16 protein-coding genes, 1 other RNA gene and 1 pseudogene are annotated in these 16,747 nt (G+C 41.9%); 4 read left to right on the top strand and 14 right to left on the bottom strand.

The window, feature by feature from the left end:
• Window positions 1–46 precede the first annotated feature (46 nt).
• From H562_RS0103670 to H562_RS0103700, 7 genes are all read right to left on the bottom strand, one after another.
• Window positions 47–706, bottom strand: a complete 660-nt coding sequence (locus H562_RS0103670; protein ID WP_027376263.1) for a hypothetical protein — start codon at window positions 704–706, stop codon at window positions 47–49.
• Window positions 707–844: 138 nt separating this feature from the next.
• The gene (gene kdsB, locus H562_RS0103675) at window positions 845–1,573 is read right to left on the bottom strand and encodes a 3-deoxy-manno-octulosonate cytidylyltransferase (RefSeq protein WP_027376264.1); all 729 of its coding nucleotides are present in this window, start codon (window positions 1,571–1,573) and stop codon (window positions 845–847) included.
• 41 nt (window positions 1,574–1,614) lie between these two features.
• Window positions 1,615–2,868 (bottom strand): pyridoxal phosphate-dependent aminotransferase, encoded by a 1,254-nt coding sequence (locus H562_RS0103680; RefSeq protein WP_027376265.1) that lies wholly within the window; start codon window positions 2,866–2,868, stop codon window positions 1,615–1,617.
• A gap of 36 nt (window positions 2,869–2,904) precedes the next feature.
• Window positions 2,905–4,617: a phospho-sugar mutase gene (locus H562_RS0103685; RefSeq protein ID WP_027376266.1), complete on the bottom strand. Its 1,713-nt coding sequence runs from the start codon at window positions 4,615–4,617 to the stop codon at window positions 2,905–2,907.
• 81 nt (window positions 4,618–4,698) lie between these two features.
• On the bottom strand, window positions 4,699–5,400 hold the full coding sequence (locus H562_RS0103690; protein WP_027376267.1) for a GIN domain-containing protein: 702 nt from the start codon (window positions 5,398–5,400) through the stop codon (window positions 4,699–4,701).
• A gap of 51 nt (window positions 5,401–5,451) precedes the next feature.
• Window positions 5,452–6,402, bottom strand: coding sequence for a glycosyltransferase family 2 protein (locus tag H562_RS0103695; RefSeq protein ID WP_027376268.1), 951 nt, complete (start codon window positions 6,400–6,402; stop codon window positions 5,452–5,454).
• Window positions 6,403–6,485: 83 nt separating this feature from the next.
• The gene (locus H562_RS0103700) at window positions 6,486–7,064 is read right to left on the bottom strand and encodes a DUF4199 family protein (protein WP_027376269.1); all 579 of its coding nucleotides are present in this window, start codon (window positions 7,062–7,064) and stop codon (window positions 6,486–6,488) included.
• 145 nt (window positions 7,065–7,209) lie between these two features.
• Here H562_RS0103700 and ffs point away from each other — a divergent pair.
• Window positions 7,210–7,307, top strand: an RNA gene (gene ffs / locus H562_RS15510) — signal recognition particle sRNA small type.
• Window positions 7,308–7,577: 270 nt separating this feature from the next.
• On the opposite strand, the pseudogene H562_RS15860 reads toward ffs, so the two are convergent.
• From H562_RS15860 to H562_RS0103730, 6 genes and pseudogenes are all read right to left on the bottom strand, one after another.
• Window positions 7,578–8,090, bottom strand: a pseudogene (locus H562_RS15860) (NUMOD4 domain-containing protein); the annotation flags it as partial.
• Between the two features lie 5 nt (window positions 8,091–8,095).
• Window positions 8,096–8,776 carry a metal-dependent hydrolase gene (locus H562_RS0103710; RefSeq protein WP_027376270.1) on the bottom strand — a complete coding sequence of 227 codons (681 nt, stop codon included), beginning with the start codon at window positions 8,774–8,776 and terminating at the stop codon, window positions 8,096–8,098.
• Window positions 8,777–8,791: 15 nt separating this feature from the next.
• Complete coding sequence (gene menA / locus H562_RS0103715; protein ID WP_027376271.1) at window positions 8,792–9,721, bottom strand: 1,4-dihydroxy-2-naphthoate octaprenyltransferase; 930 nt, start codon at window positions 9,719–9,721, stop codon at window positions 8,792–8,794.
• A 190-nt stretch (window positions 9,722–9,911) separates the two neighbouring features.
• Window positions 9,912–10,748 carry a 1,4-dihydroxy-2-naphthoyl-CoA synthase gene (locus H562_RS0103720; RefSeq protein ID WP_027376272.1) on the bottom strand — a complete coding sequence of 279 codons (837 nt, stop codon included), beginning with the start codon at window positions 10,746–10,748 and terminating at the stop codon, window positions 9,912–9,914.
• 123 nt (window positions 10,749–10,871) lie between these two features.
• Window positions 10,872–11,102: a putative signal transducing protein gene (locus H562_RS0103725; RefSeq protein WP_027376273.1), complete on the bottom strand. Its 231-nt coding sequence runs from the start codon at window positions 11,100–11,102 to the stop codon at window positions 10,872–10,874.
• 195 nt (window positions 11,103–11,297) lie between these two features.
• Window positions 11,298–12,719 (bottom strand): APC family permease, encoded by a 1,422-nt coding sequence (locus H562_RS0103730; RefSeq protein ID WP_027376274.1) that lies wholly within the window; start codon window positions 12,717–12,719, stop codon window positions 11,298–11,300.
• 181 nt (window positions 12,720–12,900) lie between these two features.
• Between H562_RS0103730 and H562_RS0103735 the strand changes: the two genes are divergently transcribed.
• Window positions 12,901–13,404, top strand: coding sequence for a DUF4920 domain-containing protein (locus H562_RS0103735; protein ID WP_027376275.1), 504 nt, complete (start codon window positions 12,901–12,903; stop codon window positions 13,402–13,404).
• Between the two features lie 48 nt (window positions 13,405–13,452).
• Here H562_RS0103735 and H562_RS0103740 read toward each other — a convergent pair whose 3' ends face one another.
• Window positions 13,453–14,559 (bottom strand): M14 family zinc carboxypeptidase, encoded by a 1,107-nt coding sequence (locus H562_RS0103740; RefSeq protein WP_027376276.1) that lies wholly within the window; start codon window positions 14,557–14,559, stop codon window positions 13,453–13,455.
• Between the two features lie 349 nt (window positions 14,560–14,908).
• Between H562_RS0103740 and H562_RS0103745 the strand changes: the two genes are divergently transcribed.
• Entirely contained in the window at window positions 14,909–16,000 is a 1,092-nt protein-coding gene (locus tag H562_RS0103745) for a TerC/Alx family metal homeostasis membrane protein (protein ID WP_027376277.1), read from the top strand.
• A 133-nt stretch (window positions 16,001–16,133) separates the two neighbouring features.
• Window positions 16,134–16,646, top strand: coding sequence for a helix-turn-helix domain-containing protein (locus tag H562_RS0103750; protein ID WP_027376278.1), 513 nt, complete (start codon window positions 16,134–16,136; stop codon window positions 16,644–16,646).
• The last annotated feature ends 101 nt before the right edge of the window (window positions 16,647–16,747 follow it).

The raw sequence follows: 16,747 nt of genomic DNA on the forward strand, positions 1-16,747 counted from the left end.
TATTTCCGCAGCAAATCTTAAACCAGTAATTGGAGATGGGAATTCTTTAAAACTTAAAAGTGTTTGCAGGAAGAACTTTATTGGTTTCTATTTTATTGATGATCATTACATAATCGCTGTCTTTTTTCTGCGATGATGATTCCATACGGAAAGGCATCAGCAAGCTTCCTACTTTCCTGTAATCCTTATAAACCAGCGTTTCATCGGCTTTTACTTCTTTTACGAGCATATAGGTTCTTGTATCAAAGTAGTAAACTGTTTTGTTTACATTTTTGGTGAGTTCCACTTTATGACAGTAAGTTTCACCGATTTTTTCTTTACCGAGATATCTTGCTTCAAACCCTTTGCTTTCCCAATCGATAAAATCATTGTCGAAACTTTCGGGATTATAATTCGGATATTCCTGTATCTTATTGGTCGCGTAATTCATGGCGTAACCTTTCGTACCATCAAAACCCTCAATCGGCGTTTCCTTTTTATTAATGGTGATCACCGTTTTTGTAAGATTAGGTCTTTCCTGATATATTTTTATAGGATATTCATCATTTACACCCAACGTTACTCTGCCCTGAAGAATAACGGAATTTAACAGTTTCCAGTTGGTTAATCCGCCCGATAATTCAATATTTTTATCAATAATTTCTTTGGCTGTCTGCGCAAAAATACACTGGGAAAACAAAACGAACATCAAAAGTATTTTTCTCATATTTAATAGCAACACGTTCTGTACAAACGGTTTTCTTAGCATTAATTTTAAACCTGATTCCACCGTAGCAAAAGGTTTTTCAAATATATTGTTTTTGGGGCCAACTGTTTCTGACGAAACTCATAGTTTGGGAGTTTTTTAACTTTTCAGAAGTGCGCGGGCTCTTTCCAGATCTTCCGGCACATCAATACCGACGCCTATAAAATTGGTTTCTATCATTTTAATTTTCATACCGTATTCCAGATAGCGTATGCATTCAATTTTTTCCGCAACTTCCAGCGGGCGCATCGGCAGCGACGCAAATTTGAGCAAAGCGTTTTTCCTAAATGTATAAACGCCGATATGTTTAAAATAGTCTGTATGCACCGACTTTTCGCGGGCGTAAGGTATTGGCGAACGGCTGAAATAAAGTGCAAAATCCTGGTTATCTGTGATCACTTTCACATTATTTGGATCTTCGATCTCCTGAGCGTCGTTCAGTTTTATTTTAAGGGAAGCCAGTGAAATTTCTTCATTCGGATCTTCTTTAAAAACTGAAATTAACTGACGGAGTGGTGCTGTTTTCAGAAACGGTTCGTCGCCCTGCACATTTACAATAATGTCGCACTCAATATTGGCAACTGCCGCCGCAATTCTGTCACTTCCCGTGTCGTGTTGGCCGGTCATCACGGCATTTCCACCGGCAGAAGTGATCTCATTAAAAATAATTTCAGAATCCGTCGCCACAAAAACCTCATCAAAAAGTTCAGTCTCCACCACATTCTGATAGGTAGTAGCGATGACCGTTTTATCACCAAGCAGCTGCATCAGCTTTCCCGGAAAACGCGTGGCCTGATATCGGGCAGGAATCACTGCAATTATCTTCATTGAATTATTATCAAATTAAGTAGAAGTTATAACACACTTTCCTATTTTAATTTCTGTAGCGCTCCCTCAAGTCGGGGTAACATTGCATTGATCTCGTCCAAAGATACACCGCCGGCAGAAGCTCTGAACCACGGCATTTGCGCTGAGTTTCCGAAGGCTGAAAAGGGGACAAACGCCGCTCCGGCCTCTTTGATCAGATAGAAAACGAGGTCCGAAGAATTGTGGATCACATTTCCGGCGACATCCGACTTGCCTAAAAAGTCCATTTTTATGGTCAGATAAAGCGCACCCATCGGTTTTATGCTGTCGACAGCCAGACCGCGGTCTTTCATTTCCTGAATGCCGTGGTGAAGTGTCTCCAGGCTTCCGGAAATTTTATTTTTAAAGTCATTTACGAAAGCATCTACATTTTCAGTTTCCTTTAAAAATACCGAAACAGCCTGTTGTTCTGGCTTGGGAGCCCAGGCACCGACGTGTGTTAAAAGTGCCTGCATTTTTGAAATTATTTCTGCCGGACCAAAACTCCAACCCACACGCACACCGGTGGCAGCAAAACATTTCGAGGTTCCGTCAATAAAAACCGTGTACTTCTTAAGTTCCGGAAATAAAGAAACGGGATTAAAATGTTCTTCGCCAAAAGTCAGCATCGCATAGATTTGGTCATACATCAAATACAGGGGTTTCTCGTTTTCACCGCGAGAACGGTTTTCTTCCAAAACCATTTCGCAGATCTCGGTGAGCTGTTCCTTCGTAAACATGGTTCCCGTGGGATTCAGCGGCGAACATAATGCCAAAAGAACGGCATCTTTTAAGTGCGGTTTCAGCTCGGCTGCTGTAGGCAAAAAATTGTTTTCCTGCGAAGTTTCAACCTCAATTTTATCAGCGCCTGTCAAGAATGAATAGTGATTATTGTTCCAGGAAGGAACAGGATAAATGACTTTATCGCCTTCGTCAACAATCGTTCGGTAAGTCGCGTAGATCAAAGGTCTGGAACCACCGGCAACGAGAATTTCTGCGGGCTCATAATCAAGGTTCCAACGGTTCTTTAAATCATCGGATATGGATTGCCGAAGAGACAGCAGCCCGCTTGCAGGCGGATAATTAGTGAGGTTATTGTTGTAAGCGCTGAAAATCTCCTCCCGCAACCGGCCCGGAATCGGATAAATATTCGAATTTAAATCGCCGATCGTCAGGTTTGCGATCTTCTCGCCGCGCGCTTTTAAATCGTTGACCTCATTGCCTATTTTTACAATTTCGGAACCGATAAGATTCTGTGCAAGTTTTGATAAAATCATAATAATGCTTTTTTCTCCGGATTTTTTCCGTTTTAATTAAAGTTTTAAATCTGTCTTCACCTCTTCAATTTTCTGAGTCAGTATCACTAATTTTTTCTTAAAATCCTCTTCCGACGAAATCTCATCTTTCACTGAAAAATAAAATTTAATCTTTGGCTCAGTTCCTGAAGGTCGAATGCATACTTTGGTTCCGTCCTCCGTATAATATATAAGAACGTTAGATTTCGGAATATCATCCATCACGGTTTTCTGACCGCTGGCCAGATTCAGGCAGGTTTGCTCCTGAAAATCTTTTACTTCAGACACTTTGGAACCTGCGAGTTCTTTTACCGGATTGTTTCTGAAATCCGCCATCATCCGGTTGATCTCTTCTGCACCGGTTCGTCCTTTGCGCACAACATTGACCAAACCTTCATAATACATTCCAAGATCTTTGTAAATCTCAATCATGTACTGATACATGGTTTTTCCCTGGGCTTTGCACACCGCAGCAATCTCGCAGGCAAGCAGGATTGAGCCGCAGGAATCTTTGTCACGTACAAAATCACCGGTCATAAAGCCAAAACTTTCTTCGCCGCCGCAGATAAATTTTTCTTTACCTTCAGCTTCGCGAATCATTTTACCGATCCATTTAAAACCGGTTAAGCCCGCTTTGCAGTCGACGCCAAACCTCTTGGCAATATCAAAAAAGATGTCGGAAGTTACAATGGTAGAACCAATGAATTCTTTGCCGGTAATTCTGCCCGCCTTTTTCCACTGATCCAAAATATAATAAGTGAGAATGGTGTTGCACTGATTTCCGTTGAGAAGCTGCATTTCGCCCTCCAGGTTTCGCACAGCAATACCAAGTCTGTCGCCGTCGGGATCGGTTCCGATCACGATATCTGCATTGGTAATTCTTGCAAGGTCCAGCGCCATTTCGAGTGCGGCAGGTTCTTCGGGATTTGGTGATTCTACCGTAGGGAAATTTCCACTCGGTATCATCTGCTCTTTTACAAAATCCACTTTTTTGAAACCTGCTTTTTTTAAAGCCTGAGGAACCGTGGTGTAGGTCGTGCCGTGAATGGAGGTGAAAACGATGTTTAAATTATCACGGCCGATGTCCTGGTAAAGGGAATTTCCCATACAGGCATCGATATACACTTCATCCTGCTCCTCGCCGATCCACTCGATAAGATCATCATTACCATTAAATTTAATTTCCTCAAATTTTACAGAGTAAACCTCTTTAATGATTTCGCCATCCTGCGGGGGAACGATCTGCGCACCATCGTTCCAGTACACCTTGTAGCCGTTATATTCCGGTGGATTGTGCGAAGCTGTCAGCACGATTCCGGCGTTGCATTTTTTATCGCGAACCGTAAAGGAAAGTTCCGGCGTAGGTCGGTGTTCCTTGAAAAGTAAAACATGAATTCCGTTGGCAGTAAGAACGTCGGCGCACATTTTACCGAATTCTTTTGAATTGTGACGCACATCGTACGCGATTGCCACTTTAATCTTCTCGCCGGGAAACTGTGCGTGCAGGTAATTTGCCAAACCCTGCGTCGCCTGCCCGAGTGTATATTTGTTGAGCCTGTTTGTTCCCACGCCCATGATGCCGCGCATACCGCCGGTACCGAATTCCAGTGCTTTGTAAAAAGAATCTTCAAGCTCATCGGAGCCGGTGTTGATCCAGTTTTGAATGGTGTTTTTTGTATCGGTGTCGAAGGAATCTGTAAGCCAGAGTTTTGCTTTTTCTAAAGTTGTCATTTTTTATTTTTTTAAAAGAGATAATGATGCGCAGTTTTTAAATACAGTTTTATTCAGAATTTAAAATGCAATCATCATATATTACTCAAGTTCTCTATTTTCTACGGTGGCGGTTTTCTCAATTTTAAAGGCGCGGATCGGATCGCTGTAATACACAAATTCTGCAGTGCTCTTCACGGCTCCCTTCAGCGAATCTTTTACATTCACCTCGGCATAAGTTCCGTTTGATGCATTGATTTGTAAATCGCCGATGAGCCAGTATGGTGCAATGAGGCTGGCGGTATCCGAAACTTTCACAAACGCTTTTTTTGTATCACCACGAAAGTTTGCGCGGCTTTTGCCGGACATTTCTACATCTGCTCTGCGGGAATTAACCGATCCTATAAATTTAGCATTTTTTTTCAGATCGAGCGTAAAGTGATCGGTCTTGATTTCACTGGAAATATTCATTTCCGCCGCGTCTGTCAGCGAAATTTTTTCTAAAGGAAACTTTGAATACAGGGTAATATTATAGAAATCCACATCTTTGGTCGGCCGCTTTTCGGTGATGCTCAGGGTTTTGTCGGTCACTTTAATTTTTAAATTATCCGCGATATTACCGTAAGTTTCAATGTTGATGAAACTGCTGTCGCCTTTAATATAAAAAATGCGGAAATTCCCTTTGAGATCGAGATTCACGAAATCCGCGACCTTTACATCTCTTGATTCGATCGTTCCTTTAGGCGAAATTTTGCCGCAGGAAAACAAGGTCAGTAAAATAAATATTGAAAGTAGATGCTTCATTATTTGAGTATTCGACGCAATTTTTTTGATTTAGATTTTCTTTTATGAATTTTAGATCACCTCGTCGATGTTATAATTCTTATGTTCACGGTTTGTCCGGATGATCATTTCGCCCAGGAATCCTGCGATAAACAGCAGCGAACCCAGGATCATCATTGTAAGTGCAATGAAAAACCAGGCATTATGGGTAAGAAGATGGCCATAAATTCCGCGTGAAACATCGATAAGTTTTGAAATTCCCAGCCAGAAGGCAGATAAAAATCCCACAATAAACATTAAAGTACCCACAGCGCCGAAAAAATGCATCGGTCTGCCACCGAAGCGGCTTACGAACCATAAAGTGATCAAATCCAAAAAGCCGCGCACAAAACGCTCGGTTCCAAATTTCGATGTACCGTATGGTCTTGCCTGGTGCTGCACCTCTTTTTCAGTAATTCTCCGGAAACCTGCATTGGCAGCAAGAACCGGAATATAACGGTGCATGTCACCGTACACATCGATGGATTTAACCACCTGTTTTTTGTATGCTTTTAAACCGCAGTTAAAATCATGCAGTTCAACACCCGACACTTTTCGTGCTGCCGAATTAAAAAGTTTGGACGGAATATTTTTGGTCATCACGTTATCGTATCGCTTTTTTTTCCAGCCGGAAACTATGTCGTAATTCTCCAGTTTTACCATGGCATAAAGTTCGGGAATCTCCTCCGGGAAATCCTGCAGATCCGCATCCATCGTGATAATAACGTCGCCCGAAACCCGTTCGAACGCGGCATGCAATGCCTGAGACTTGCCATAATTTCTGGAGAAGCGTATCGCGTGAATCTGCGGATACTGCACTTTTAAATTCTCAATAATGCTCCAGGACAGATCGGTACTGCCATCATCTACAAACCAAACATCGTAAGTGAGGTTGGCATTTTTACAAACGGCATCGATCCTTAAAAAAAGTTCTTCGAGCGACTCCTCTTCATTCAGAAGCGGTATTATGATGGATAGATTCATTAATAAGTTTAGAATTAAAAGTTACTTCTTCAAAATTAAAGCTAATTTTAGAATTTTCAAGAATTGAAAATGATTTCTTTGTCCTATTCCGGAATGTTGCTGCGGAAAAAACTTGCAAAAAACACCGATAAAATCACATAAAAAACCATGATCGCCCCGAAATAATAGGTGAACTGGCGAAAGGAGAACATGTCCTTGCCCTTGATCATTTCGGGTGAGAAACTTCTCAAGCGGTTTTCGTAGTTCCGGTCGAGTTCTTTTTTTTCTTCGTCCTTCTTCATTCCAGCCTTTGCTTTAGTATATTCGTTGGTGAGTTCTGTTTTTTGTCTTTCGATATACTGATAGTTCAGCAGGTCTTTTGCAGCTGTATCTGCAAAATTTAAGAAAAGGAACATCGTCATTACCGAAAGGATTCCGCCCACAAACATCGGTTTAAAAGCCCGCCCGAACACATCGGTAAAAGCCATGGGTACACCGGTTTTTTTTACCGTATACACAGAATAGTACGCGCCTGCAAGATAAACGGCAGGCAGTAAAAAAGCATTGATCAGTAAAGAATTATTAAAATAATCGGTATTCATACCGAGAAAGTACATGGCGAAAAATATCAGCATTGTCGCAAAGTAGAGGATCAGCCCAGTGCCGTACACGTTTTTTGTCATAGGTAAAGTAGAGTTATTGTTTTTTTAGAATTCTAAATTTTTGAGTTTGAGGGCGAAGCGCTTTATTTTAAAAGACAATTGTACACTTTTTATAAAAATTAGACTGTGGGATTTTGAATTTTAAATTAAAGCCTTATCTTTGCAACGGCAAGTCCTAAACAACCAGCTCCTGTGAATCCTCCAGGGTGGGAACGCAGCAAAGGTAAACGGTTGTAGCGGTGTGATTTAGGTAGCTTGCCATTTTTTGTGCTTTTTATTCTCCTTTTTTATTTCACTTAAAGTTTTCACACTGCTCCAGTTTTCTCCCGTTTTTATGCGGTGGATCTGCATATCGGATACTTTGAAATGATGCGCAAGTTCCCGCAGTGATTTTCCCATATTTAATTTTTCTTTAATGTAAAGTACATTTTCCACGGTGAGTTTTGCATTGCCCGACGTTCTTCTTTTTACGCCTTTTGTACTTTCTTTATAAATCGGATGATCAGCGAAACGCGAATAAGCTTCCTCCCTACTCACCCACTGTAAATTGGCTGCATTGTTATTTTCTTTGTTAAAATCTTTGTGAATAACGGTATCCTGCCCATCAGCCCGCTCCAGAAAAAGTTCTGCGACCGCGCGGTGTATTAAAAAATGGACAAAAATTTTACGCTTCTGGTCGGTTTTCTGAATATACTTTTTCCGCTTGGCTACTACTGCCAGTTTTTGCTTTTTTAAATCCTCAATCTCAGTTTTATATTCGTCTGCTGCTGTTCTCTCTTTGATGAGTTCCCGGCGCCGGGCTTCCAGAAATGCAATCAGTTCATTGAGCGCAGCAATCTTTTCGCGCACGTCCGACGGCCGCTCTTTAAACAAAGTGATGCGAACAATAGGATAACCACCCTGCAAAGTTCCTTTCACAATACCGCCCTCAGGACGGGCAGAGTTATAGGTTTTCACACGGCCAAAATTAGAAACTTCAACGCGGTAAAAATTGGTGTTTTCATAATGAAGCGGAAACTCCTTCCAAATCTCAACTGGATTGTACATTTTTTTTAAATTTCAAATACTTCACCCAAACGGGGCAAAGTAAAGTCAATGTTTTTTTCGTTAAAAAGCTGATATGCTTCGTCATGGTTGATCTCGATCGGCGGAAAAGTATCGAAATGACAGCCGATGACTCTTTTGGTTTTCAGTAATTCCGCTGCTGCGAAACTGGCCTTGCGTGCGCACATTGTGTAATGCGATCCCACGGGCAAAATTGCCAAGTTGATGTCGCCAAACAGTTTGGGGAACAGTTCCATATCGGCCATCACACCGGTATCACCGGCAAAATATACATTCTTACCTTCAAACCTGAAAATATAACCGCAGGGTTCGCCGCCATAAGTCCCGTCGGGGAAAGAACTTGTGTGGGAAGCAGGAACCATAGAAATCTTCAGATCAAGAATCTTTGCGGAGCCGCCAAAATTAATATCGATTGAGTTTGCGTGATTAAAATATCCACAGATTTCCGGTTGACCAATAAGCTGCGCTTGCGGATGGCTTGCTAAAACTTCTTTTACATCGGCAACATGATCGCCGTGGGCATGCGTAATTAAAACGTAATCGATTTTTTGAGCACTGATATCAAAGCCGGATTTTTCCAGTCCAAGAGTATAGAAAGGATCAGTCAGAATGTTTTGTCCTTTATAAGTGAACAAAAAGCAGTTTTGTCCGAGAAACTGTATTTTCATTTTAAAATGTTTTTATTAAAAATAATTTAAACCAGCTGCCACCAAAACAGCCATTGCCAGAGTTAAAATTCCTACCTGCTTCAGGAAAGGATCCAGTTCCTTTGGTTCTTTTACCTGCATGATCTTTCTACGCAATGCTGCCATAGGAAACATAAGAATAAAGAAGATAAACGCGTAGTATTTCCCTTCGGTATGCAGGCCGTTCATCATCATAAATACGAGCACCAACAGCAAAGGAAACTGCAGTAAAATGATTTCATAAACCATGGCTTTTTTGAAACCCAGTCGCAGCGCTAATGTTTTTTTTCCGCTTAAAGCATCGCTTTCAATATCACGCATATTATTCAGGTTTAAAACTGCAGCACTTAACATACCAACTGCAACGGCCGGCAAAAGAATATCCCAGTCAAAAGTTTTCGTGAACAGAAAATAACTGCCGCAAACCGATACAAGACCGAAAAATATAAAAACAAAAATATCGCCCAAACCCATATAACCATACGGTTTTTTCCCCACAGTATACCCAACAGCTGCCAGAATACAGGCAATGCCGAGGCCAACAAAAATATAAAATTCCTGCATGAGATTTTCACGGAAGAAGGCAAAATATAACAGGGCAAGCGTTGCCAACAGTGACAGTACAGAAAAAAGTATGACGCCATTGCGCATCTGTAAAGCAGTGATTCTTCCCGATGCAACAGCCCGCTGTTCGGCAACATTGTGGCGAAATTCATCCGTTCCTTTGATCCCATCGCCATAGTCGTTGGCAAAATTCGACAGTATCTGATAAAGTAAGGTGACCAGAATAGCAAGCGCAAAGATCTTCCAGTCCCAGGTTGCACCGTGTTCGCTCAGCCGCCACTTTGCAATAAAGGAGCCGAGAATAATGCCACTCATCGAAAGTGGTAAGGTGCGCAAACGTGCGGCTTTGATCCAATCGGTCATTTTTAGATGTTAGATGTTAGACTTGAGACTTGAGATTTGAGACTTGAGACTTGAGACTTGAGACTATAGATTTCAGACGATAAAGTTTGAGATTCAAAATTCTGGAGTTCGGTTGTAGATTAAGAAATCAGCTTGGGAAATAGTACTAATCCCGCACTAAACGCTGCGTACGTAACTACTGGTTATTTTATTAAGAAATCCATTTGTTGTCTCCGAAATCGGGCTTTCTCTTTTCGAGGAAGGCATTTCTGCCCTCTTTTGCTTCTTCTGTCATGTACGCGAGGCGTGTAGCTTCCCCCGCAAAAACCTGCTGGCCCACCATTCCGTCATCGGTAAGATTCATGGCGAACTTCAGCATCCGGATTGAAAGCGGCGATTTGGCTAAAATTTCCTGCGCCCATTCGTAAGCGGTATCTTCTAATTGTGCGTGCGGAATTACAGCGTTGACCATTCCCATTTCTTCGGCTTCTCTCGCGGAATAATTTCTGCCGAGGAAGAAAATTTCACGGGCTTTTTTCTGGCCGACCATTTTTGCAAGATACGCGGAACCGTAACCACCATCGAAACTGGTAACATCGGCATCGGTCTGTTTGAAGATCGCGTGTTCCTCGCTCGCCAAAGTCAGGTCGCAGACCACGTGAAGCGAATGGCCGCCGCCGACAGCCCAACCATTGACCACCGCGATCACCACTTTGGGCATAAAACGGATTAAACGTTGAACCTCCAGGATATTCAGCCGGTGTCGTCCATCTTCGCCGACGTAGCCCTGCTCGCCCCGCGCTTTCTGATCACCACCGCTGCAAAAAGCGTGGCCGCCATCTTTGGGGCTCGGTCCCTCGCCGGTGAGTAAAACGACACCTACAGATGGATCTTCGGAGACATGGTAAAATGCATCATATAATTCGGAAGTTGTTTTCGGGCGGAAGGCGTTGCGGACTTCCGGACGGTTGAAGGCGATCCTTGCCACCGCACCGCACTTTTTATAAGTTATATCGTCGTATTCTTTTACGGTTTTCCAGTCGATCATTTTATCTAAAATTTGTGCCGCAAAGATAGGGAAATTTTGGGGAGCAGCGCGGCACCGGCGCGGGGTTTCAATAAGGTCCGGGTGTGGAAAAATTGCTGATAAATGCGATAGTTAAAAATATTTTTATTGGTCTGCTCGCGGATCTTCGTAATTTTCCTGAAGTATTTTCGCGGCAAGTTCGAGATCGCGCTCGCTTACCAGCAGATAATAGTTCTGCGAAATCGGAAAAACTGCGATATTGTTTACATATTCATTTTTAATATAGCTGGGGATCTCACGCGAAGCAAGTTTTGTTTTGGCCAACTCGATTTCGTAGAGATACGAGGATTGAAATACAGGAATTAATTCTGACATACTGCAATTGTTTTGTGACAAGTTAGGTAATTTCCGGAAAGGCAAGGATGTGCCTCGAAAAAAATACGAAAATGGTCTTTTAGCCCCGATTGCAGCAGAAATCTTTTCTTATAAGCGTTGGCCAAAGCCGGGCATAAGAAAAATTGGCGCGGAAAGCGGGCGGAGTCTTCGGAAGCGAAAATAATGGTGGTGCTCCTAAAGCCCGCCCTCGTGTTTTTTATTTTTATTAATGAACCAATAAACGGGCAGCCCCAATAATATAAGTATGAAACCCGGCCAGGTATATTGCGGTTTGAACCAGATCAGCAAGGTACAGAACGCCGCACCGATGAGCAGGTAGAGTATAGGCGTAACGGGATAAAGCCATGTGCGGTACGGCCGCTCGAGTTCCGGTTTCCTGATCCGTAAGTAGATGACACCGAAAACCGTGATCATGTAAAAAAGAACAATAACAAACGAGATCATATCTAAAAGGTCGCCGTACTGGCCGCTCAGTGCTAAAACGCAGGCCCATATTCCCTGCATCCAGAGTGATCTGCCGGGAACACCGTGGGAATTGTTCGTAATGGCGGACTTGAAAAAGAGGCCGTCTTTGGCCATGGTCTGAAAAACCCGCGAACCCGCCAAAACCAAGCCGTTGATACACCCAAAAGTTGAAATCATTACGAGCACGGCCATGATCACGGTGCCGGTTTTGCCAAAGATGACCTGCGAGGCGGCCACGGCAGGGCGGTTTTTGTCAGCGAAAGCTATACCATCGCGATCCAGCGCATGCAGATATACAATATTCACCAACAAATATAAGATCATGACGATAACCGTGCCCAAAACCATTGCTTTGACGACGTTTTTTTTGGGATTCTCGATTTCGCCGGAAACGAAAGTCACATTTTCCCAGGCGACCGAACTGAAAACCGCGCCGACCATGGCCGCAGCAATACCACCAAGCAGCGTGACGCCACCAATGGGTTGCCAGCCTGTGGGAAGCAGGTCATTGCCCATCACTTTGCCTAAATCCTGAAAACTATGCCAACCAAAGCTCATATTGGCGGCCCACTGCGAACTTTGAACCAAAATAAAACCGAAAACGATCAGGCCAAGCAATGCGATAATTTTTGAAGAAGTAAAAACATCCTGCAAGATCTTTCCGTTTTTTAAACCTTTGGTATTGATGAATGTAAGCAGCAATATGACCACTATGGCAAGGATCTGAACCCAATTGATCTGGAAAGTGCCACTTTGAAAAAGAGGTTGCGAATTGTTGAGTGCCGGGAAAAGATAGGCTGTAAACTTGCCGAAAGCCATGGCCACGGCAGCGATGGTTCCTGTTTGGATCACTGTAAATAAGCCCCAACCGTACAGAAATCCCGTCACCTTGCCGAAAATCTCGGTGATGTAGGTGTACTGGCCGCCGGCCTTCGGGAACATGGAGGAAAGTTCACCATATGAGATGGCCGCCGCCACGGTCATAATTCCGGTAATGACCCAAACTGTGATCAGCCAGTAACCGGAACCCAGATTCCGCATCATATCGGAACTGACTATAAAAATGCCGCTTCCGATCATAGAACCCATGACGAGCATGGTGGCGTCCCAAAGTTTAAGTTTTTTGTTCATAAGGTTAATTTGAAATTCTTGGCGTAGGCTTTTGTCGTTTTATATTTTAACGGCGTAAATATATAAATTTTCGGTAATGGTTTAGACGTTTCGGTAAGACTTAGGACAGATCTTCTGCTGATGTTTCAACTTATTAATAATGAAGTGAAGGAAAATAGTTACTTTTGTGAAAATATATGATATGAAAAAATCAGGACTGATCATAGCGCTCGCATTTTCGACTTTTATTTTTGCCCAGGAAAGTGGGAAGAAAGCAGGTCCACCAGACGGAAATGCCCAAATTGGCGAAGTGTACGGAAAGACAGTTTCAGCAGAAATAGAAAAAAGTGCGGTTTCGCCGGCCAGTCTCAGTCAGCAGCTCGCTAAAAACAAAAAGCTTGAAAATGTAGCGGTGAAAGGAAAAGTAACCGACGTTTGTGATAAGAAAGGATGCTGGCTTACTGTAGAAACCGCCAACAATGAAAAATTCTTTGTAAAGATGAAGGATTATGCCTTTTTCGTACCCACGGCTTTAAAAGGAAAAAATGTGATACTCGAAGGTACGGCCGAAATGAAAGTAACATCTGTGGAAGAACAAAAACATTACGCGGAAGATGCTAAAAAATCTCAGTCGGAAATTAACGCCATTACGAAACCTAAGGAAGAAATTCGGTTTGTAGCCAACGGCATCAGAGTCGTGAAGTAAGCGGACAGTTTTATAATTAAGGAGTCTTTTTCAGGACTCCTTTTTTCTTTATTCAATTCTAAAATTGACTTCGGCATCCAGTTTCGGAAATTTCTTCTCCGAAATGAATTTCTTACCCGTGCAGTCAATTTCTTTCCAACCTTTCTTTTTCCCTACATCACCCACTTCTACAACGATTGGCGTAAAGATGATCTCATCCGCACCGTCGGGAATTTCCTCTCTGTATTGCACGGCAATATCCAGCACACAGTCAAAAGATGTATTGAGTCTTACATTGCGGTAAATTATGTCGTAATGGCTTTCTCTGTTTTGCGGAATCTCACTGTACTTCTCCCAACTGTCCGTGGCTCCGCCGAGTGCAGCCATTGCCTTTAAACCCTCATAAAGCGCAATTGTATAATACTCGCGTGTTTTACAGCGATTATAATCATTCGGATAATGACCACCTTCAAATAAAACACAGGGCAAACCAAACTTCGTGAAATTATCGCCGGCGGAGGTGGGATAAAACTCATCACTGTAGCGCGCGATCTGATTCGGAAGTTGAGTCTGCAGCGCCTCGTAAATCCGTACTATCACTGCCATGGTTTTTTTTCGGGTTTCGGTTAAGGTCCTTTCGGGATCCTCGGAAGGTGCCAGAAAAGAAAGTGTGGCTGGATTTTCACCATCGGTTGTAAAAATAGTGCGTTGCTCATGCAGGTTTAGGGCATAACCATAATTCCCGGTTTCGACAAGATTTTTCAGAAGTGGGAATTCTTTACTTGAAAGCTTCAGAAAGTCACGGTTAATATCTATATCCAAAGCGTTTCTGCGCGTCCATTTTTCGGCACCGTCGGGATTCAGCATCACGACAAAATCAAGCGAGATTTTTAAGAAAAGTTCTTTCCGCAACTCAGGTTGATAGCGAAAAATTTCAAGCAGGTCCAGCAGACCATGTGTAGCGTTGGATTCGTTGCCGTGCATTTGTGACCATGCAACAATTCTTACCGGTCCGTTCCCCAAGGTCATTTTATAAATCGGCTTTTCCAGAAATGAAGTTCCAAGCACCGAAATGCAATCGCTGTAATTCGCCTGTAGGTACCGAAATAATTTTTCGGGGGAAATATAGCGGTTTGGGAAATTGGGGTTTTGGCGGTAACTCAATTTTTCTGTCATGTCTCAAACTTTTTACAAATCTCAAATATAATTTTTTTTCCATTAATTATTTAATTAACTTTTGTAAATTAATTAAACAGGATCAGTTGCCAGATTGTCTGTGGATTATTTTGTGGATTGCCTTATTTTTAATGTAAATTCCTAAATATTTAAAAACCAATATTTTAAATATTTCACTTAACGTTATAGTATAACTATACTTTAACACCAAATTTAATACGAAATCGCCATTTGTGCGGTATTCACATAAACAGTTTTCGTATATACTTAATCGGAAGAAGTAAGGTTATTAACATTTGTAAACAGATTTAAAAATCTTTTATTTCGTTATATTTGTGATATTTTTTATATGACAAACGAAATGCTTTTCATGGCAGGTTTCCTGCTTTTTATCTTTTTGATCCTGGCACTGGATCTGGGACTGCTGAATAAGAAATCAGATGTCGTCTCAATGAAACAGGCAGGGCTTATGAGTTTCTTTGTGATCGCCCTGTCGATGTGTTTCTATTTTGTTCTACTGACATACGGTCACCTACTCCATGGCATCGACAGTATGGAAAAACTGCAGACTGTGATCAGATCTCATCACCATCCTGTGAAAATAATTCCCGGAGATCTGGAAAACAGTATACAGCTGTACAATCAAAATTTAGGACTGGAATATCTGACGGGCTACGTGGTAGAATATGCCCTTTCCGTAGATAATATTTTTGTGATGGTGCTGATATTTACAGCTTTTGGCGTAGCTCAGAAAAACTATCACCGTGTGCTGTTCTGGGGAATTCTGGGCGCGATCGTGATGCGTTTTATATTCATATTTGTCGGTGCGGCCCTTATTGCGAAGTTCGACTGGATCATGTACGTATTCGGTGCTTTTCTTTTGTTTACTGGCATTAAGATGTTCTTCGACAAAGACAATGACGAAAAGATTGATACCAAAAATCACCCGATCGTTAAATTTGCAAAACGGTTTTTTAAAGTCCATGACCATTTTGTCGGTAACCGGTTTTTTGTAACCATTAACGGAATCAATAAGATGACGCCGTTATTCCTCGTTCTTCTCATCATTGAAGCTACCGACCTGATATTTGCCGTAGACAGTATTCCGGCAATCTTTTCTGTGACTAAAGATCCGTACATCGTATTCTTCTCCAATATATTTGCAATCATCGGTCTGCGCTCCATGTTCTTTCTTCTGGCCGGTATAATTGATAAGTTCCGCTTTCTGAAAATTGGTCTGGCGGTGCTGCTTGCATTTATCGGCCTGAAAATGCTGTTTCATCATTTCCTGGATGATTGGGGCTTTTCCACCACACATTCGCTAATCATTATCGTAGCAATATTGGGATCAAGCATTCTGTTTTCGCTGCTGTTCCCCGTACAGAAAAAAGACCGCAAATTAAAATATGATCCTGACCAGGACGATCATCTGCGTCATTAATTTATCATTGTAAAATCATAAGTCACTCTAATTAAAGACATTAAATTATATTTATACATTTGTAACACGATGATTTTTGTACATGTTTACTTTTGTGTATTTAATTACAAATTATTGTTTTACATTTGTAACAATGAGTTTGAACGACAGAATTTCAAAAGTGATCGCTTATTCCGGTCTTACCTCTTCGGAATTTGCTGATGAGATCGATGTACAGCGGTCGAACATTTCGCACATTACTTCGGGCAGAAATAAACCGTCCCTGGATTTTATTATCAAAATAAAAGAGCGTTTTCCCGATCTGGACTGGGATTGGCTGATTACGGGCAAAGGAGAAATGCTGCAGAAAAAAGCAGACGAGCCCGTTGTTGAAAAAACGCCCAGACCTTCACTACCCGATTTGTTCTCATTAATAGATGACCAGAATTTCGGAATCACCGAAAGTGAAGATACAATCAAAAGCGAAACACCACGAGAATCCAATATTCCGGGCGCAAGTGCAAAGCGCGAAAAAATAAGCGATTCTCAGCGATTAGAAACTGAAAAAGATTCCCAACCTGCACAAGCTGTTGCTAATCAAGAAGTTAAAGTTAAAAGGATTGTCCTGTTCTTCGACAACGGGAAATTCGAAACATTTGAGCCGTAAGCGAAAAAATTTTGGGCTGATTTTTATTTGTTAAAAAAGATGTCCACTATGCGCTAAATTCAAATTTACAGTTATTCTGAATTTTGTATTTTTGAGTTAAA

It is taken from the genome of Kaistella palustris DSM 21579, from assembly GCF_000422265.1.
Taxonomy (GTDB): domain Bacteria; phylum Bacteroidota; class Bacteroidia; order Flavobacteriales; family Weeksellaceae; genus Kaistella; species Kaistella palustris.